The 17132-nt window shown below is 64.3% G+C and carries 19 protein-coding genes and 1 tRNA gene; 9 read left to right on the top strand and 11 right to left on the bottom strand.

The annotated features are described in order from the left end of the window. Positions 1-12: 12 nt before the first annotated feature. Both ACLBWJ_RS12240 and ACLBWJ_RS12235 read right to left on the bottom strand, forming a co-directional pair. Positions 13-855, bottom strand: a complete 843-nt coding sequence (locus tag ACLBWJ_RS12240) for a hypothetical protein (RefSeq protein ID WP_447660407.1) — start codon at positions 853-855, stop codon at positions 13-15. Continuing rightward, a complete protein-coding gene (locus tag ACLBWJ_RS12235; protein ID WP_447660406.1) occupies positions 855-1781 on the bottom strand; it encodes an ABC transporter ATP-binding protein in 927 nt (308 codons plus the stop codon). Before ACLBWJ_RS12235 ends, ACLBWJ_RS12240 begins: the two co-directional genes overlap by 1 nt. 156 nt (positions 1782-1937) lie before the next feature. Between ACLBWJ_RS12235 and ACLBWJ_RS12230 the strand changes: the two genes are divergently transcribed. Continuing rightward, on the top strand, positions 1938-2417 hold the full coding sequence (locus ACLBWJ_RS12230; protein WP_447660405.1) for a DUF2087 domain-containing protein: 480 nt from the start codon (positions 1938-1940) through the stop codon (positions 2415-2417). 45 nt (positions 2418-2462) lie between these two features. Here ACLBWJ_RS12230 and ACLBWJ_RS12225 read toward each other — a convergent pair whose 3' ends face one another. From ACLBWJ_RS12225 to ACLBWJ_RS12195, 7 genes are all read right to left on the bottom strand, one after another. After that, on the bottom strand, positions 2463-2897 hold the full coding sequence (locus ACLBWJ_RS12225; RefSeq protein ID WP_447660404.1) for a DUF805 domain-containing protein: 435 nt from the start codon (positions 2895-2897) through the stop codon (positions 2463-2465). Positions 2898-3010: 113 nt separating this feature from the next. Then, positions 3011-3562, bottom strand: coding sequence for a GNAT family N-acetyltransferase (locus ACLBWJ_RS12220; RefSeq protein WP_447660403.1), 552 nt, complete (start codon positions 3560-3562; stop codon positions 3011-3013). After that, positions 3559-3927: an SdpI family protein gene (locus ACLBWJ_RS12215; protein ID WP_447660402.1), complete on the bottom strand. Its 369-nt coding sequence runs from the start codon at positions 3925-3927 to the stop codon at positions 3559-3561. The genes ACLBWJ_RS12220 and ACLBWJ_RS12215 overlap by 4 nt, the downstream gene beginning before the upstream one ends. 24 nt (positions 3928-3951) lie before the next feature. Next, positions 3952-5550 carry a DUF4041 domain-containing protein gene (locus tag ACLBWJ_RS12210; protein WP_274178620.1) on the bottom strand — a complete coding sequence of 533 codons (1599 nt, stop codon included), beginning with the start codon at positions 5548-5550 and terminating at the stop codon, positions 3952-3954. Positions 5551-5737: 187 nt separating this feature from the next. Further along, positions 5738-6019: a HesB/IscA family protein gene (locus ACLBWJ_RS12205; RefSeq protein ID WP_023954731.1), complete on the bottom strand. Its 282-nt coding sequence runs from the start codon at positions 6017-6019 to the stop codon at positions 5738-5740. Between the two features lie 117 nt (positions 6020-6136). Next, positions 6137-6298 carry a hypothetical protein gene (locus ACLBWJ_RS12200; RefSeq protein ID WP_447660401.1) on the bottom strand — a complete coding sequence of 54 codons (162 nt, stop codon included), beginning with the start codon at positions 6296-6298 and terminating at the stop codon, positions 6137-6139. 38 nt (positions 6299-6336) lie between these two features. Continuing rightward, positions 6337-6774: a hypothetical protein gene (locus ACLBWJ_RS12195; RefSeq protein ID WP_447660400.1), complete on the bottom strand. Its 438-nt coding sequence runs from the start codon at positions 6772-6774 to the stop codon at positions 6337-6339. An 84-nt stretch (positions 6775-6858) separates the two neighbouring features. Here ACLBWJ_RS12195 and ACLBWJ_RS12190 point away from each other — a divergent pair. Then, positions 6859-6933, top strand: a tRNA-Arg gene (locus tag ACLBWJ_RS12190). Between the two features lie 443 nt (positions 6934-7376). Here the strand turns inward: ACLBWJ_RS12190 and ACLBWJ_RS12185 are convergent. Both ACLBWJ_RS12185 and ACLBWJ_RS12180 read right to left on the bottom strand, forming a co-directional pair. Beyond that, a complete protein-coding gene (locus tag ACLBWJ_RS12185) occupies positions 7377-8771 on the bottom strand; it encodes a hypothetical protein (protein ID WP_447660399.1) in 1395 nt (464 codons plus the stop codon). Between the two features lie 274 nt (positions 8772-9045). Then, positions 9046-9927 (bottom strand): HD domain-containing protein, encoded by an 882-nt coding sequence (locus tag ACLBWJ_RS12180; RefSeq protein ID WP_447660398.1) that lies wholly within the window; start codon positions 9925-9927, stop codon positions 9046-9048. Positions 9928-9942: 15 nt separating this feature from the next. Between ACLBWJ_RS12180 and ACLBWJ_RS12175 the strand changes: the two genes are divergently transcribed. From ACLBWJ_RS12175 to ACLBWJ_RS12145, 7 genes are all read left to right on the top strand, one after another. After that, complete coding sequence (locus tag ACLBWJ_RS12175; RefSeq protein WP_447660397.1) at positions 9943-12489, top strand: NB-ARC domain-containing protein; 2547 nt, start codon at positions 9943-9945, stop codon at positions 12487-12489. 340 nt (positions 12490-12829) lie between these two features. Continuing rightward, complete coding sequence (locus tag ACLBWJ_RS12170) at positions 12830-13246, top strand: hypothetical protein (protein ID WP_447660396.1); 417 nt, start codon at positions 12830-12832, stop codon at positions 13244-13246. After that, complete coding sequence (locus ACLBWJ_RS12165; RefSeq protein ID WP_447660395.1) at positions 13215-13907, top strand: hypothetical protein; 693 nt, start codon at positions 13215-13217, stop codon at positions 13905-13907. The genes ACLBWJ_RS12170 and ACLBWJ_RS12165 overlap by 32 nt, the downstream gene beginning before the upstream one ends. A 62-nt stretch (positions 13908-13969) precedes the next feature. Then, positions 13970-15037: a reverse transcriptase family protein gene (locus tag ACLBWJ_RS12160; protein ID WP_447660394.1), complete on the top strand. Its 1068-nt coding sequence runs from the start codon at positions 13970-13972 to the stop codon at positions 15035-15037. 271 nt (positions 15038-15308) lie between these two features. Then, the gene (locus tag ACLBWJ_RS12155; RefSeq protein WP_447660393.1) at positions 15309-15854 is read left to right on the top strand and encodes a LysM peptidoglycan-binding domain-containing protein; all 546 of its coding nucleotides are present in this window, start codon (positions 15309-15311) and stop codon (positions 15852-15854) included. Positions 15855-15874: 20 nt separating this feature from the next. Then, positions 15875-16102: an RNA-binding S4 domain-containing protein gene (locus ACLBWJ_RS12150; protein WP_023954721.1), complete on the top strand. Its 228-nt coding sequence runs from the start codon at positions 15875-15877 to the stop codon at positions 16100-16102. Between the two features lie 380 nt (positions 16103-16482). Beyond that, positions 16483-17124 carry a hypothetical protein gene (locus tag ACLBWJ_RS12145; RefSeq protein WP_447660392.1) on the top strand — a complete coding sequence of 214 codons (642 nt, stop codon included), beginning with the start codon at positions 16483-16485 and terminating at the stop codon, positions 17122-17124. Positions 17125-17132: the final 8 nt, after the last annotated feature.

Below are 17132 nucleotides of genomic sequence, written 5' to 3'. Positions count from 1 at the left end.
CTGGGGACGGGCTCACGCGTCCCTCGTCCGCAGCGCCACCGCGCCGATCACGATTGCTGCACCCGCCCAGACGGCCGCGATCAGCCAGCCGGCTCCGACGCTCATGTGTCCGCTCCAGAGGTCGAGGAAAGGTCCGCCTTCGATTCCCACCCGGCCCATGGCGTCACCGGCGTTGCCGAGCAGGCCGAGGCGGATGACGCGAGAGAGGAGCCCGAACGGCAGCAGCGAGCTGAGTACGGGTAGCAGCAGCGTCGCGGCGAAGACGATGATCGATCCGGTGGTCGTCGAGCGGACGAGAGTCGTCACGCCGAGTCCGAACATTGCGCAGAAGCCGAGGTAGACAGCCGAGCCGACGAGGGCGAGCAACACCCCGGGTGCGGTGAGGGGAGCGCCCAGACCGAAGCCGTCGTAGATCGGGTTCGTCACCGCCCACGCACCGAACACGGTGACGAGGGCGACGGCGGTGACGGTCGTGAAGGTGACGAGGGTCTTGGCCGTCAGCATCCGCATCCGATGCGGCACCGCCGTGAGGGTCGTCTGCATGGCACCAGAGGAGTATTCGGCGCCGATCGTCATGACGCCGAAGATACCGGCGATGATCTGCCCGAGCACGACCATCGGTACCGTGACGTCGGCCATGGTGCGCTCGATGGATGGAACCGAGGGCACGCCGGATGATTCGAGGGTCAGGCCGAGGAACAGGCTCCCGCCGATTCCCACCGCCAGGATGCCGACCAGTGCGAGGACGGATGACGGCAGGCTCACGACCTTGATCCACTCGGAGTGCACCACGGCGGTGAACGGCGGGCGCTGAGTGCGGGCGTCGGCGCGGTGGGGCTTGGTGGTGAGGGCCATCAGTTGTCCTTCTCGTTCTGGCTCGGTGCCGACGGGTATTCGGTGGCCTGCGCGGTGAGGGCGAGGTAGGCGTCTTCGAGCGAGCCCGACACCGATGCCACCTCGTAGAGCACGACGCCCGCGGCCCCGGCGATGCGCGCGACCTCTTCGGTGGTCAGGTCGGTGATGTCGAGCGCGCCGTCTTCGCGCGTGATGACTGTCACTCCCGAGCGTGCGACCGCCGCCACGAGCCGCTCGCTGTCGTGCGTGCGCACCCGGACGACCGGCTGAGTCGCTCCCGCGATGACATCGCGCATCGGCCCGTCGGCGATGATCGCGCCGCGACCGATGACGATCAGGTGGTCGGCGGTCTGGGCCATCTCGCTCATGACGTGCGACGAGAGCAGCACCGTGCGGCCCTCGGCGGCGAGTTCGCGCAGCAGGCGTCGGATCCACAGGATGCCGTCGGGGTCGAGTCCGTTGATGGGCTCGTCGAGGATGATCGTCTGCGGGTCACCCAGGAGCGCTGCGGCGATACCGAGCCGCTGGCCCATGCCCAGCGAGAAGCCGCCGACGCGCTTGTTCGCTACCGAGTCGATACCGGTGCGCTCCATCACCTCGCGCACGCGCGGGGCGCGGATGCGGTGGGTCGCGGCAATCGCGAGCAGGTGCTTGTACGCGGTGCGGCGCTTGTGCGCGGCGCGGGCGTCGAGCAGCACCCCGACCTCGCGCAGTGGCGCGGGCAGGTCGCGGTACGCGCGACCGTTGACCTCGGCCGTGCCGGATGTCGGCTTGTCGAGCCCCACGATCATGCGCATGGTGGTCGACTTGCCGGCGCCGTTCGGGCCGAGGAATCCCGTCACCCGGCCCGGCTCGACCGCGAAGTCGAGGCCGTCGACCGCGACCTTCTGGCCATACCGTTTCGAGAGCGATTGAACACGGATCATGTGTCACCTTTCGTCCCCATCGACGCTACGAAGGGGCGCGACATGCCACATCGGACTGCGGTTCGGACTTGTCTGGGCGACCAGTACCTGGGTCTACATGCGCTTTAGCGTCGCCGTCGTCTTGCTACGCGCGTGTGGCTCGGTGAGGATCGAGGGATGTCCGCTTCGTCGCTGCGTCCGGTTCGCTCCCTCGTCATGATGCTTCGGAGTCCGCGGCTGCGGGGCGCCTTCACCGATCTGATCGGGTCGACGCCGTCGGCATCCGTCGATGGAGAGTCGGAGGCGTTCGTCCGGAGCGGCATCGCCGAGCGAACGGATGACGGCGTGCGCCTGAGCGACAGCTTTCTGGATGACGCGCTCGCCGCGCTCGACGCTCAGCTCGCCGCGCTCGCCGTTCTGCAGGGGCCGCGGATCTGCGCCGGTGACCTCGCGCTCGACGAGCTCGACTCCGCCGTGGCGGCGGTGGCCCGCCGGCTCGTCACCGCGGGCGAACCGGTGAGCGAGCCGGCGCTCAACGAGCGGCTGAGCATGTTCGTGACGGATGCCGCGTTCTTCCGCCGCCACGCCGTCGACACCGGGGTGCTCGAGCGCACGGCCGACGGGGCGCTGTACTGGCTCGCCGATCGCGGGGAGTGACGGCGAGCAGTTTTCTGCGGGCCTCGGTTTACGGGGCGACCGCGGTTACTTGTCGAAGCGTGCCCCGGCGGGGTTGCTCGGCAGTGCGCAGAGCACGAGGACGACGACGCCGCCGATGGGGAACACGAATCCGAGGAACCAGAACGGACCGGCCAGGTTGGCATCGTGCAGCCGGCGCCACGACAGGGCGATCATCGGGATGAAGGTTGCGAGCTGCCAGAGCACCAACAGGAACGCACCCACGCCGATGAGCGGCCCGGGCTGGTCCCGTCCCGTGACGGGATCGGTCGTCATCCCGGCGAACGCACCGACGATCATGAACGCGAAGATCGCCGTCACGATGAGCGCGTGCGCGAGGTAGAACCACCAGAACTCGCTCCGGCTCGCGCGCCCCGAGAAGGTCGCGTACTTCCGCCAGAAGCGGGTGAACGCCTCGCCGAACGAGGCGCCGTAAAGAGGCTGTGACAGGGGAGTGGGCACGGAAGCGGGAGCTTGCGGAGCGGCGGCGTAGGTCACAGGATCCTCCAGTGGGTGGTTCGACTCACGAGAATGGTGCGGGCCCATCCTGCCGTATTTGCGCGGTCGCCCGCGGGTTATCGCGCGAGAATCCTCTGGAATAGCCGGTGGTCCTGCCAGCGCCCGGCGATCAGCAGGTACTCGGGTGCGAGCCCGAATTCGATGAAGCCGCACTTTCTGAGCACGGTTTGCGAGGCGACGTTGTCGACGAGCGTGCCGGCCTGGATGCGGTGCAGTTGCAGGTCGTCCGCCGCGAGGCGTGAGACCTCGTTGACCGCCGCGGTCATGAGGCCGCGACCTGCGTAGCTCTGGTCGATCCAGTAACCGAGGTTGCCGCTCTGAAAAGCTCCGCGGGTGATGCCCGAGAGGGTGATCCGCCCGATGATCCGCGATGCGTCGGCGGGGACGAGGGGGAGCGCCGTACCGGCCTCGCGGCTCGCGAGGAGGGCAGCGATCTCGGTGCGCTGACCTGCCTCGGTGGTGAAATTCGCCGGGCGGAGGGGCTCGAAAGGTGCGAGATGCTCGGAGTTCACGCGGTACGCCTCGGCGAGTGCCGCAGCATCCTCCGTGCGGAGCGACCGCAAGACGACATCGTCGTACAGGTCGATCTTGACGGGGGATGTTGTCATCGTGCTGCCTCGGTTGCCGCCAGCGCCGCTTTGGTGCCGGCTCGGGTTCCCCACATCATCACGATGACCATGAGCGCGGCGCCCACGAGCACCATGATCCCGAGCGCTGCCGGCGGCATCGGTATGAGAGATACCACGCCGATCGCGACCGCCAGGTAGCCGGTGAGCAGAGTCGCCCCCTTCGAACGTTCGTGGGCAGCAAGCCAGGCTTCGTCGCTGGCCATGGTGCTGGGTGTGCGGATGCCGGCGAGCGAGTTCCGCCTCAGCTTTCCGGATGCCGCGGCCCGCGCCATCCAGATGAGCAGCGCACCCGAGCCGGCCATCGTGACGAAGAGGACGATGCGGGGGATGATCTCAGCTTCCATCCCTTCGACCCTATCGACGGGGTCTCAGACGACGGCGATGGAGCTCCGATACTCGGCTGCAACCGGGTCCAGGGTGTACTCGAGGACCTCGACGTGATGCTCATTCAGCGCGTTGAGTACGTCTTCGGGCGTCACGCGGAAGTACTCCCGCCGCAGGTTCACCTTGTTCAGCCGTTGCTCAGCGAACTGCTGGTGCAGCATGGACTCGATCGCAACAGCGTCATCGGCGAAGAACAGCGCGTGCACGTCGAATCGGAACGGCACGGACGCGTCTCCGAGCTCGTTCACCCGGTCCATGGGGTCGAGCCGTCGTGTGAGTCCGATCTTCACGACATCGGGGCCAAAAGCACCGATGTTGCTGATCACGTATACGTAACCGGCTCGGATGTTCGCCGCGCGGTAGTCAACGTTCTCGATCGCGTTCTCAACATCGTCGAGCTTCTCGCGAATGCGCTGTGCCCCTTCGAGGTCACCCTTCGCTTCCAGGGTCGCGAGCGCGTTCGCGTAATGCGAGCGCTCCTTCTGCAGCCGCTCTTTCTCTCGCGCGAGCTCCTGCTCAGCCTTCTTCTGCTCCCGCAGTTCCTCGCGTCGTGCGCGCTCGAGCTCCTTCTCGGCCTGGACCGCCTGGAGATGACGGCTCGCAAGTTCGAGCTCGCGCAGCCGAAGCCGGTGGTACCCGGGAGTGATGCGCAGATCGATCATCTTGCCGAGACGCTCGACCTGATCGACGACTGTCGAAAGGCGTTTGCGTGCCGCATCGAGGTTGCCTGCTCGAACCGTCTTGACGCAGTTCTCAGCCTCGGCGTTGTAGGCCCGCAGAAGAAGCTTCGACATGTCGGCGACGAACTTTCGTCCCTTGGCGGCGCTGTTGTTGAACGTGAAGTTCTGCGTGGCCTGCGTGGCCCCACCAGCTCTAATCTTGCTCTTGATCTCGCTGCGCACGGACTCAAGTTCCGTCGCTAGCGCTACTGAGCTTTCCGCGGGATGCTCGAAATCGAAGAGTCCGAACTCCTGCAGTTCGATCTGATTGCGGAGGTCGATGACCTGGGCGGCTACCGATGCCTTCTCCTGGTGGGCCGCGAAGGCACCGGAACGAGCGCGGTCAAGATCCGCTTCTGCCCGCGCGGTCTCCGCCTGAATGCTCACTTTCGCCGCGTCCAAGTCGGCAAGCTCGCGAAGGCCGTAGCGAGCGATGAGTTCCTCGAGGCGGGCATTCTCTGCTTGGAGGTCCTGAGCGAACTTGCGGGCACCGAAGAACGGCACCTTCTGCGGCGGTGTCGACCGAGCTGGCGACAGTTCCTGCGGGGCGAGAGGCGCGCTCGGCTGTTGGGCGATGGTGGGCGCAGCTTCATCAAGGATGGGTGCGCCGACCTGCCCGCCCGCAGCGGGCATGTCATCGCTTACGGACTCGCTGACCGTCAATTCACGGGCCGCGCGCCGTGTCGTGGGCTGGCCGAGCGTGGCAGCGGCGCTTTCGGGTGTTTCGCGGACCTGCTCGCGCGTTTGAACCCCATTGATCACGATGTGGTCGGTCCAGGTAGCGCCGTCCCAGTAGCGGCTCTCGTATATTCCACCCGGGTCGGGATACCACGATGCGGGCGGGGAAGAGGTGCGATCGGTCACGTCGTTGGGCCTTTCAGATGAGACCCCTCTAATATGCCCGACGGCGGGCGATGCTCAAATTTCGCTTGTCGCCGGCGATGAATGCGCGTCGCATCCTGGACTCACTTTGCTGTCGGCCGGACAGACGAGAGCCCCGGCTTCCGCGCTGAGGATGCGGGTGCCGGGGCTCTCGAAGTCTGTCGGGGTGTCAGCCCCGGACGCCGAGCGCGAAGCTGATCGCGCCCTCGCCGTCGACCTGCGCGTCGAGCACGCGGTCATCCAGCGCAAGGGCCGCGGCCGGGTCGACGAAGATGCGTGCACCATCGGCTTCGACGACGGCATCCTCGCTGTGCGGGGCCTCGGCGAGGGAGAGGGCGAAGCCGGTTTCGGGGGAGCCGGAGTCGCTGATACGGATACCGCCGGTCTCGGCGGGGATCTGGGCGGTGAGGTTCTTCACCGCGGTGGCGGCGTTCTCGGTGAGCGTGAGCATGAAGCTCTCCTTCCGTGGATTGCTGCGGAGCCCGCCACGATTCCGAGAATCAGAGCCGAACGCAAACGTGAGCGGTGACTCCCAGGGGATTCTGAAGGTCGGCGGGCGACTACCGCGTCAGAGGGTTCTGGCGAGAACGAAGCTCACGATCAGCCCGAGCAGCAGGCAGCAGACCCACGCGGTCGCTGCCGACACGTACCAGTTCTGGCGGAGCTCGAGGCCCAGGCGATCCGGATGATCGGGCGGGGTGCGGCGGAGGCTCCGCTGTGTGATGAGCATCGGCGGAACCATCAGCACGAAGCACAGCAGCAGACCGATCAGCTGCAGGAGCGCACTAGATGACCGTCCGCCCGGAGCGATGATCTGCCACGCCTCGGCCAGCGCAAGGGTGATGTTGCGCGGCCCGCACAGCGCGACGAGCCCGCCGCGCCGACGACCATGACGAGGATGCGGAGAGCGCGATCCGGTGCCGTCACGGACGCTCTCGGCGGAATGGCGCCGTGGTGCTGGTGAGCCCAGAACTCGCGATGTGCTCGCCGTCCCGCGAGTGGCCACACCGCGAGGGCGATGAGCCCCGCGAGCACCCAGCCGAGCCACTCGTCGCCCTGCATCGGGATACCGAGCGCGTGGAACGCGATGAGCCTGCCGATCCACGTGGCCATGGTGGCGAAGAAGAGCACGAACGCGGCGAGGAGTCCGAGCGCCGTCCGCAGCGGCCTGCGCGCTGGCGCAGCGGCTGGGGCGTCTCGGGTCACGTTGGTCAGCATAGGGCGGGGTGCGCTGGGGTTGCGGAGGGACGGGATGCCGCGGCCCGCGGCCGTCTAGACTTGGGGTGCCTTGCCTCTGTAGCTCAGTGGAAGAGCCACTCCGTCCTAAGGAGCGGGTCGGGGGTTCGAATCCCTCCAGGGGCACCACGCGGTTACCTTCGACCGGCTGTTTCGCCAAGCATCGCGCCCGGCTCGTGCATCGCGGTGCTCGATGGTAATGCTCACGGTGAGGGCGCCCTCCGAGTTCCATCGTCTTTCACGGAAACAGCCCTTCTTCTCGGCGTGACATGGCATGCCTCTCAGCCACGAACGCGCCTCTCGGGAAGTCAGGCAATTCCCGGGATCACCGAGAGACTCACGGAGGTTGGCGGCAGAGCTTCAGGGGAAAGCGCGAACAGGTAAAGCACCGTTACTGACGCCTCGATTCGGTTTGGGTCTGGCGATAAGAGCCACGCTGGTCGGTTCTCTTACGGGCCGTAATCACCTCCGCGAGGCGCGTGCTCGCGGTTGTGACCCGGGGATGTAAAGCGTACCCAGTCCGTGGAGGTGCGCTACCGCGACGCCACGGCGGCCATCACCTAGGTGGGCGATTAAGAGAGATTCGCATACAGATCGAACCAGCGTCGGATGCCAAAAGACGATTCCCGGCCACCCCAGACCTCCGCTCGCCGCGATTGGCTTTCAGCTTGCACCTCGACGCAACCGCTCAGTGCCGCCGCGACTTCCCGCGCTTCAACGAAGTAGGACGGGCCCACCCTCTCTTCGGGATTGATGTCTGATTCTTCCCGCCACATAGTCGCATGAAAACTGTTGGAAGCATGCAGTGTCAAGGAATCGCCAGACCGAGTGAGCGAATTGATCTGCCGAACTTGCTGCCCATCGCCATTAAGCGAAACTGGCAGTTCTGCAGCAGCAACGAGTCGCGCGCGAAGCGTGTCAATTACCCTACTCCGCATCGCGGCCCATCTATCGTCGACGAAGGATGCGACCGCATCTAGGCCTGCGAAGGTAGTCACGTCCAGTTCCATGTCGGGTGATAGAAGGCTTGTGATTCGCTCGACAACTCGATTCGGCTCTATATCGCACACAACAACCTTCAGATTCTGCTTACCGCGCAGAGACTCGCGTAACAGCCCGAGTGTTGATAGGTCGGTGGCTGGCATGGAGTACCCGATGACGACAAGTTCATCGCTCTCCCTGAGGGCTGCGCTGGCTGCTTGCCACAGGTGGGTTGTGACAGGACCACCGTAGAACAAGGACTTGCTCGCCACAGGCGGAACGATGTACGGCTCACGGCCCGGTAGCCAACGGGACACGTCGAAGTTCCGCTCATTCTCGATCGCCGCATCGAAAAGCGGAACACGTTCGAGTGTTGCGCCACTCGAGTCTTCCGGCACCCAGAACCAGTTAATCGAACCGTGCAACTTGAGCAGCTGAAACGATGACCAGGCGACGTTGCGGCTCTCCTCGCCCATCGACCTGTCATTCCCGCTCGGCGCGAAGTTTATGACGGTCGGCCAGGGGAGGACGAGCCTCTCGGTTGGGTCATAAAGACTCCCTCTCCTGGCGGCGATCTCCGTGAGCGTGTCGTAGTTGAAGGTCGCAACCGGCGCCTTGGTTGCGTGCCAGATCTGGACCAGGCGTTGAAGCCAAACAGGTAGGTCCCCGCTTGTCGCGATACCGACCTCATCTTGGAGCACTCGCCCGACCTGCCGCACGGCGCGGAAATACAAACCGAGCGATTCGTGATTTTCGGCCCGGCTCCGATAAGGCTCGCCTTTCGCGACGAGCGACATCCAAGTTTCGAAATCTTCGATCTCATGACGAGCTACACGCTCTTCAAGAACAGCATCTGCCTCGTGCACCCGGCGGCCCAGTTCGTTAAGTAGGGGCATAGATTGGGAGACAGCCCTAGAGAATCCGGCACCCAACAGATAGGTGGTGCGACAGTGGCTGCTTGGGCCATCGGGGGCGCGTTCCTGCATGAGGCGAGACTACGACGTCGCGCGCGCGGATCGGAATGGCCACGCGGCGCCTGACAGCCACAGCGTCGAGGCCTACCACCAACGCGCCTCCTTCCAGAACGTTCACGGTTGTCGTCGACGTACTGGCGCTGCCTCGCTGGCGCGACCGGAGCGCAAGCGGTGCGGAGCCTCCGCGATCCGTGGCGATTCACAACTACTTCAGAACGCTCGAGGATGTGCGCGATCGAACTACGCTCGTGCTCGTCGTTGCCTACAAGCCGGACGCGAGGGCAAACTATGAGGCCCTGGAGTGAACACGCAACCACGAGTCAGCACGACTTGGGTCTGAAGCGACTCCGCGAGAGGAGCCGTCCGCGTTAACTACGATCGACCACTCTTCGAGTGATGTTCCCGCAGCGGCAAGCCGCCTCTGGAGTCGCATGACTGCCTTCGGTGTGGGGTCGCCCTCGACCGAGAGGGGCGCCATGTGATGGCGGACAAGAGCGGCAACGGCTCGTACCTCCTCGACCGGCCACCCAAGGCGGATGCCCGCGCGCAGCGTGATTCGTTCTCCAAGCTCGGCGTGTCCAGGCGAGGCCACGGAAGGCACACCTATCCGTGTCGTGTCGGGTTTCCCGACGTCATGGAATAGCGCTGCAAGGACGACTATCCCGCGGCGCGCTGTTGATCCGCGACGAGCTGTCGACCCGCGACGCGCGCTCCATAGCTTTGCTGCTGCATCCATTGCGAGGAGTGAGTGGGTGAGCACGTCGCCCTCTGGATGCCACCGAGGATCCTGCGGAACCCCCGCCAGCGCGGCCAGTTCAGGCACGCGGTAGGTGAGTGCGTCCGCGATCAGAACTCTCGACGGCTCCGCGGCCGACGAAGCGATCCTTCGGAGCGCCTCACCTGCCTCGTGGTGTCGGAGGTGGTCGTGTGACCCGGATCGGAGGGTCACGTCACTCGTGCCGTCCACGCTGCGCGTACTCCTTCCTCGGGTTCGTATCGCTACCGTAGCCGAACGGCCTCGAAGCCGACCTCGCGGAACGGACGTGGCTCTTGATTCCGTAGTCGTGCGGACAAGCTTGCCCTTCGAGGGAAGGGCGCGGGGGGCTTGCCCGGCGGGGTGCGCCTGGTTCGGCCCCGCAGGTGGTTGAATGCGCAAGGGAGACCGCATCAAGAAAGGCCTTACGTGTTCAACGCCACTCGATTGACCTGTTTCGCACTCATCTCGTCGATCGAGCTCGACTCGCGCGCTTCGGTCCAGGAACTGCGGGTGGTTCACGGCGCGATGCTGCCACCTGCGGTTGTTCAGAAGGCGGAAGCGCGTCTCGCGCATGATCGTGGATCAGCTGCGAAAGGCCACCCTGCAATTGTGGACTACCTGGATTTCGCCGATACCCATGAGTTGCTCTTGTCCCACAAGTCCCTGCTGGCGAGCGACCTGCGCGACTCACTTACAGGGGTGTCGCCGCAGATTGGCCTCTTTACGCAGACCCGGAATCGCGTTGCGCACACGCGTCCTCTCGAGATACAGGACCTCCCTCGCACGATCGATATAGCTCAGCAATTAGTTACTGCTGCTCCTGACCACTGGCGAGCTACGCAGGAGATGCTGGCGCAGATCAATGATGACCCTTCATCCGTTCTTGGCCTGCGTGTCAATTTGCCCGCAGATCCAGTCAATGAGCCGTTCCACAATCTCCCGATGCCTGACTTCGACGAGACGGGTTTTCTCGGGAGGTCGAATGATCTGCGCAAGATCAAGCGCTACGTGCTCGGTTCGTGGCCGGCTATCTCGATTCTTGGGGATGGGGGGCTTGGTAAGAGTGCCATAGCACTCAAAGTCGCTTATGATCTGCTGGACGACCCGAAGGCTGATTTTGAGGCGATCGTCTGGGTGACGGCCAAAAGTCAGCAACTCACCGTGACGGAGATCGAGCGTATCAGTAACGCCATTCAGGATAGTCTCGGTATGTTCTCCGAGGCTGCATCACAGCTCGGCGTAGCGGGCGGAAGCGACCCGACAGAAGACCTGTTGGAGTACATGGCTACGTTCAAAGTTCTCCTCATCTTGGACAACCTGGAAACCGTGACCGACGAGCGTCTGCGGGAATTCCTGCGTGAGATTCCGAATGGCTCGAAGGTTCTCATGACCAGCCGGATCGGCGTCTTCAAGGAGAACGACGTCAAGCTCGACCCGCTGAGTGCCGAAGAGAGTCGATCTTTGCTGATGTCCTTGGCCCATGGCCGCAACGTGAAGATGCTCAAAGAGCTCGACGAAGCCGGCCGATCCTCTCTGGTCGAGAAGTTGAAGGGGCACCCACTGTACATCAAATGGGTCGTATCAGGCGTTCAGGCTGGCCGCCGCCCATCGGACATGGTCGCCTCGAGTCGGCTCCTGCTCGACTTCTGCATGTCGAACGTCTACGAAAAGTTGGGAGGTGGCGCGCGCCGAGTTCTCCAAAGCATGCAAGTGCTTCGAGGCGTGCGCTATCAGGGCGAGCTGGCGTTTATCAACGAGGTCAGCGCGACACAAATACAAGCATTCGTCCTCGACCTCATGCGCAGCAACTTCGTATCGATGACCTACGTCTCGGGGATTGACAGCGACGCTGGTTACGAAGTGGGCGACTTCGCGCGAGACTACCTGACGAAGCAGAACCCCGTGTCCGAGAAGGTTCGCGCGAGAGTATTGGCCAAGAGCGAACAGCTCATGCAACTGAGCAACAGGCTCCAGCGTGGCAGCGCGCAACGAGATCGGCGATTCGACCCGAGAACGGTCGAGATTCGTGAGCTACACAACGCGCCCGCGGCTCGACTCCTCCTTAGGGCAATTCGCGAAACCAAGGGTGGCAACCTCGACCGCGCGCTTTCCGCTTGCACGGAAGCTCACCAGCTCTCGCCTGGGTTCTACGAGACTCGCCGCGTGGAGGGGTATGTGCATGCATTGCGGCGTGACCACGCCGCCGCACGGCTTGCCTTTGAGCAGGCCGTCGAGCTTGCGGACGACGCGTCGAAGCCTCTAGCCCTTTTTCATCTAGCGGCCTTCCTGGACTCGGAAGGTATCGAAATCGGGACCGCGCGCGCGCATTTTGAGGAGGCCGCTCGCCTCGATCCAGACAGTTGTGAAATTTTCCTCCGTATCGGGCTGTCGCACTTCTACGAGGGCTCATACCTGCTCGCGGTCGGCTCAGCCACGGCCGCCGCGAAGAAGCAACCAAGCCCCAAGCAGGGGTTCCAGCTGGTCGAGCTGCTTTTGCGATCTGCCACGTTCGGCGGCGAGCGCTCACTGGCGGCGGGGCGGTTCTCGGACGCGCTGGAACTGGTAGAAGCCTGCCTCGAGGCGACGGCCGAGCTTCCCTCGGAGAGCCGGACCGAGGAGTTTGACGACTGGTTTTCCCACTTGGCTGGACTTTGTGAGCGGGTCGCAGAGGCTACGACGAGCGAGGGGTACATCTCGCGGAGGGCGCAAGGGATGGCAGTGACCTGTCGATCAAATACTGTCCACGCAATCCGTGCGGGCGGGCGGATCACGGGAATCGTTGAGACTATTCCTGCGGGCAAGCAGTTTGGGTTCGCGCGAAGCGGCGAGCACCTCTACTTCTTCCATCTCAATGAACTCGAGGATCGCCGGATGTGGGCGGGGCTCGAAGCAGGTAACCTGCTGGCTTTCGACCCGTCGTACAACGGTCGCCGTCAAAAATTTGAAGCCAAAAACGTGCGAGCGTTGCTCTGAGTGCGCCTTCTCGCTTTTGTGCTTCTGTGCTTCCCTGACTGTGTGATTCTGTGCGTTTGTGCTCCTGCGTTCCTCGGCTGAGGATGCGCCCAATGGATGTTCGTGATTCACGGTCGTCGGTAAGGGAGTGGGACGTCCAGCTCGAGGACCGAAATGGTGCCCGGAGTGTTGACGTGGGATTCAGGCATATCTGGGGTCCTGGCGCTGGGGTTGCGGGGTAAGGGGCGAACGCATGCGGCCTCGGCAAGCTGGGACGTCCCGAACAATCACCCGTTAATCGGCCGTTGGAGAGGGCCGGGCGCGGTCGTCGGCTTCGCCCGTAGCCACCGGCATCGGAAAGTTGGCGGTCATCCGCAGTGCGCCGGAAGCGACGCCCCTCAGACGGGAACGCGAGCCTGGTCTCCTCGAAGCGGCCTGTGGCCGCCCGGGTCAACAGTACGAGCACGTCGAGCGCGAGACCGTCGCCGCGCGCATCGCGTGCCGCGCCGGATGCGCGTGGCGACTGTGGTGGTCGGATGCCGCGGCATCCGACCTGGGTAGGCGGGCCCCGACCTACGGTGCCGACGACCGGTGCGACACCGCGACCGAACGCTGGCTCACCGGCGGTGCCGCCAACCTCGACGAGCGTCCGTCGATCGTGCTCGCGGGCCTCGGGCTGAAGCGCGTACACATGATGGCTCAGCAGGGATGTGGTTGCGTGACCGCATCGCGCATATGCTCGCAACGTGACCGCCATCGCTCAAACTCTCCCGGCTGAGCGCGTACACCTGTTTCTTGACGAGTCAGGCACGTCGCGCAACGATCGCACTACGCTCATCGGCGCCACCGCGTTTCGCGACGTCGCGGCGGCGGAGTCGATTATCAGGGCTGCGTACGAGACCGCGTTGGGTGACTCGACGATCTGGCCCGACGAGGTGCGACGGCGCAAGTTTGCGGAGACTGGTTTCCACTTCACGGAAGACAGCGAGTCAGTTCGCCAGGTTCTGCTGGACGCGCTAGGCGGCCTCGAGTTCCGAGCATACGTGGCATACGCGCGAAACGATCTCGATCAGCCTCTTACAGATCGCCTAGTGGCGATGTATGGGACTTTGCTCCAAAGCGTGCTAGCACGTTACCGCGACGCTTCCTTGACAGTGGTTTTCGAAGAGAACTCCGCCATGGACTCGCTCTATGGACGACTTTGGCGTGTTCTGCTAAGCTCGGTCGGCCTGCGCGAGGCTAGGGCCTACGTCGGCACAAAGTTGGCTCCCTGCTTGGCTGTCACCGACTATGCTTTGGGGATCACTAGAGTTCATCTCAGTGGTCGAGCCCGCGACTTCGAGACGAACCGCTACCTCTCCCTGGGAAGGAACCTGGCGTATCTTCTCGATTTCGACGATGATCGCCACCTGGGCGGCTCGCGACACCCTATTGTGTAAGAGCAGGGGTGTCGAGTTCTGGGGGTGAGTCACCCTCGCGACCATGTGATCAGTGAGCGACTATGGCACCCCTGCACCCGATCTTCGAGTTTCAAGTCCACCCGAGCGTGGCATCGCTCACTGCGCCTCTCGGGCGGGATGTTGCTCGGCTCGAGCGGCTGGCTGAGTCGTGCGACGATGCTAGCGCCTATGACACGTACTCGATGGTTATACGAGGCAAGCGCAGGTTGGTCGCGGTCCCCGTGTCGGAGCTCGACGCCGTGCATCGGCGGATAAGCACTATCTTGTTTCCCGTCGACCTGTCGATGGGGCCGGCGCCCAACGGGTATGTGGCTCGGAGGTCCACGCTCACCAATGCCGCGCAGCATGTTGGTGCTCAGTTTCTGCAGAAGTTCGACATCAAGAGCTTTTTCGCGAGCACGACCTCGGTCCAGATCTCCGATGCGCTCGTCCTGCTGGGCTTCGGCAGGGAGGCCGCGAACCTGCTGTCAAGGCTCACTTGTCGAAGAATGCGCCTGCCGCTCGGGGCGAGAACGAGCCCTCGAATCTCAAACATCGTACTGATGGAGTTGGATGACCGCCTTGCATCCCTGGCTGTCGATCGTGGTTTGACTTACACGCGATACGCAGATGACATGACGTTCAGCTCGCAGCATGCCTGGTTCGATGTTGAGGATGAAGTTGCGACTGCTGTCGTATCTGCTGGCTTCGAGCTGAACAATCTCAAGACGAGATCTTTCAAACGCGGCCAACCGATGTTCGTCACGGGTTTGTCGGTGGAGGATCGTTCGCACGCACGGGTGCGCAAGCGTCTCAAGGCGAGGCTGCGGCAAGAGTTCTATTACATCGAGAAGTTTGGCATCGGGGGTCATGCGGCGAAGCTTGAGGAGCGGGAGCAACACCTGGTCACTCGGCTTGCCGGTCAGTACCGGTACTGTGCTGCAGTTGAGCCCGACTTTGCCTCGGTGTTGGCGCACCTCTATCCGAATGCGTATGCGACGCTTGTTCCTAGGCGCCAAGACGATCGAGCGGACCGAGCAAGGCGGCACCGAGACGAACTGGTTTCCGATGTCCGAAGCGCCCCGGCCCTTCCCCTTCCTATCTACCAGCCATCAGTTTCGTTGCGGTGAGGCGTGGCGGTGCGGACTTGGCCGACGCGAGTGTCCGCACGCGGTGAGATGTACTGACCGCGACCGCCGCCGCGATCTCAGCGAGCGCTGCCGTGCCGATAGCCGCCGCGAGCATGAACTCTGCTGGCTTCCGCTGGCGAGATGCAGGGACAGGACGATGACGACGAGCGTGGTCGCATAGTCCCACAGCACTTTCCGTGTTGCATGAAAGGCCGGAGGGCCGTTCTCGAGTCGGTGCGGGAAAGTGGAGTGTCCGATAGCCTCCTCAGCAATGAACAAACGCGAGGGAATTCTGCTGGGCGCCGCCGGGCTCGCGGTCGCTGGTCTTCTCGCATTGGCTATGCCGGCCGTTTCAGGACTCACCGACTCGTTGACCGCGGACTCTGACGCGAACGTCGGGTCGACAGCGTCGCCGTCCGTGAGCCCACCGTCGGACGCCGTGGCGGAGATTACCACACCGCTCGACGGTCAGGGCGGCACGGCCGAATACCAGGACATCGACGGCGGAGTCAGCGTCCGCGCCAAGGGTCCCGGCGACTGCCCGACGTGGGCCATGATCAATCCCTACGACGCGTGGAATCCCGCGGCGCGGCTGGGCGGCACGATCACCGACCTCGGTCCGACAACCTACGCATCTGGCGAGGGGGGGCTGAACGATGAGGGCGAGATCTCAACCTACACGGTGGCGTCCGGCGACACGGCCTGGGGCATCGGTGATCGCTTGTGCATCGACTACATCACGGTGATGGGGTACAACGGCAAGTTCATGTCCCCGGTGGAGATCCAGCCCGGCGACATCCTGGTCCTGCGCCCGTAGTGCTCGGCTAGCATTTCCGCATGGCTGAAACTCCCCGCATCATCGACGTCTCGATCGGGAGCGACGGCATCCGCCTCGGACAGTTCATGAAGTTCGCGGGCCTGCTCGACTCGGGCGGCGATGTGAAGGAAGCCATCATCGATGGCTTCGTCACGGTCAATGGCGAGGTCGACCGCCGCCGCGGACGCCAGCTGCAGCACGACGATGTCGTCGTCTTCGACGGACGCGGGGCCCGGGTTCGTCCGTAGCGCCGGGATTCCCCTCGCGAGAGGCCAGCGCGGCCGTTCTCAGGGGCCGAGGGTCCCGGTAACGGTCGGGCGCGGGAAGTCTGACGGCAGGACCGGCGGTTCATCGTCGTTTCCGCGACCGAAATTGGTGGCCCCGAGGATCACGAACGTCACGACGATCGCGACGTACACGAGTGCTCCGACGACGAAGCCGGGGCTGACGGACCTACGGCGTACGGACCTCAGATTCGGCGGCGGCCTTTCTCACGCGCCTCGGCGGGCGAGCCGACGACGGGAGGCGATTGATGCCGATGCTAGCCATTCACTCTCGTGCTGACAGATGAAAGCCAGCCGCATCCCACCTCGTCAGCACCCGCACCGCTCTGCGCCAAACTGTCCGCATGGAACAGTTCCTCGACGCTGACGTTCCCGCAGGGCGCGAGCCCGTCGCCGACATCCCGCTTCCGCCGTTCGCGACGGCCGCCGACCACCGGCGGTACCTCGACATGTTGCAGCTGTACCTCGCCATGCTCGATCCCGGAGCGCCTGCGACGAACACGGTCATCCTCAATGAAGCTCTCGCCGCTGAGCGCAGGAGTGCGGATGCCGGACTCCTCAGCCCGCTCGCGCTGATCGCGAGCCTCTCATCGTTCTTCCCCGCGCCCTGGACCCCCGACGCCCTCGCCGCAGCCCTCGCGGGTCGCATCGGCGCACCGGTCCGCCACCGCGATGCGTGGCGGTGGATGGGTGACCCTGACTTCTCCGCGATTCCGCGGACGGACGGCGGCTGGGACATCGTCCGCCACGAGCGCGGCTCGTTCTCGAGCGGGGTCCTCGCCCACGACGGCGACCTCGTGCTGCTGTGGATGGACCACTTTCGGTCGCGGTTCCCTCTGCCCTTCGGTCACTCGTACGAGCGCAGCGACGCGGACCTGCTCGCCCCCGCAGTCCGTGCCGCTCGCCGCGCCCACGATCTGAACACCGCCTATCCCTACCTCGTCACCTGGCGCAGAGACCGCGACGCGGCGCTCGGCGAGGGCTAGACGCCCAC

Source organism: Microbacterium sp. M4A5_1d (assembly GCF_053345465.1).
Note: the sequence above shows the minus strand (reverse complement) of the source record. Positions and strands in the feature narration are given on the sequence as shown.

Excerpts from the sequence above, each read along its gene's own strand:
- ACLBWJ_RS12240 (WP_447660407.1), bottom strand. The coding sequence starts at position 855 with ATGGCCCTCACCACCAAGCCCCACCGCGCCGACGCCCGCACTCAGCGC.
- ACLBWJ_RS12235 (WP_447660406.1), bottom strand. The coding sequence starts at position 1,781 with ATGATCCGTGTTCAATCGCTCTCGAAACGGTATGGCCAGAAGGTCGCG.
- ACLBWJ_RS12230 (WP_447660405.1), top strand. The coding sequence starts at position 1,938 with ATGTCCGCTTCGTCGCTGCGTCCGGTTCGCTCCCTCGTCATGATGCTT.
- ACLBWJ_RS12220 (WP_447660403.1), bottom strand. The coding sequence starts at position 3,562 with ATGACAACATCCCCCGTCAAGATCGACCTGTACGACGATGTCGTCTTG.
- ACLBWJ_RS12215 (WP_447660402.1), bottom strand. The coding sequence starts at position 3,927 with ATGGAAGCTGAGATCATCCCCCGCATCGTCCTCTTCGTCACGATGGCC.
- ACLBWJ_RS12205 (WP_023954731.1), bottom strand. The coding sequence starts at position 6,019 with ATGCTCACGCTCACCGAGAACGCCGCCACCGCGGTGAAGAACCTCACC.
- ACLBWJ_RS12200 (WP_447660401.1), bottom strand. The coding sequence starts at position 6,298 with ATGCTCATCACACAGCGGAGCCTCCGCCGCACCCCGCCCGATCATCCG.
- ACLBWJ_RS12185 (WP_447660399.1), bottom strand. The coding sequence starts at position 8,771 with ATGCAGGAACGCGCCCCCGATGGCCCAAGCAGCCACTGTCGCACCACC.
- ACLBWJ_RS12180 (WP_447660398.1), bottom strand. The coding sequence starts at position 9,927 with ATGCGGTCTCCCTTGCGCATTCAACCACCTGCGGGGCCGAACCAGGCG.
- ACLBWJ_RS12160 (WP_447660394.1), top strand. The coding sequence starts at position 13,970 with ATGGCACCCCTGCACCCGATCTTCGAGTTTCAAGTCCACCCGAGCGTG.
- ACLBWJ_RS12155 (WP_447660393.1), top strand. The coding sequence starts at position 15,309 with ATGAACAAACGCGAGGGAATTCTGCTGGGCGCCGCCGGGCTCGCGGTC.
- ACLBWJ_RS12150 (WP_023954721.1), top strand. The coding sequence starts at position 15,875 with ATGGCTGAAACTCCCCGCATCATCGACGTCTCGATCGGGAGCGACGGC.
- ACLBWJ_RS12145 (WP_447660392.1), top strand. The coding sequence starts at position 16,483 with ATGGAACAGTTCCTCGACGCTGACGTTCCCGCAGGGCGCGAGCCCGTC.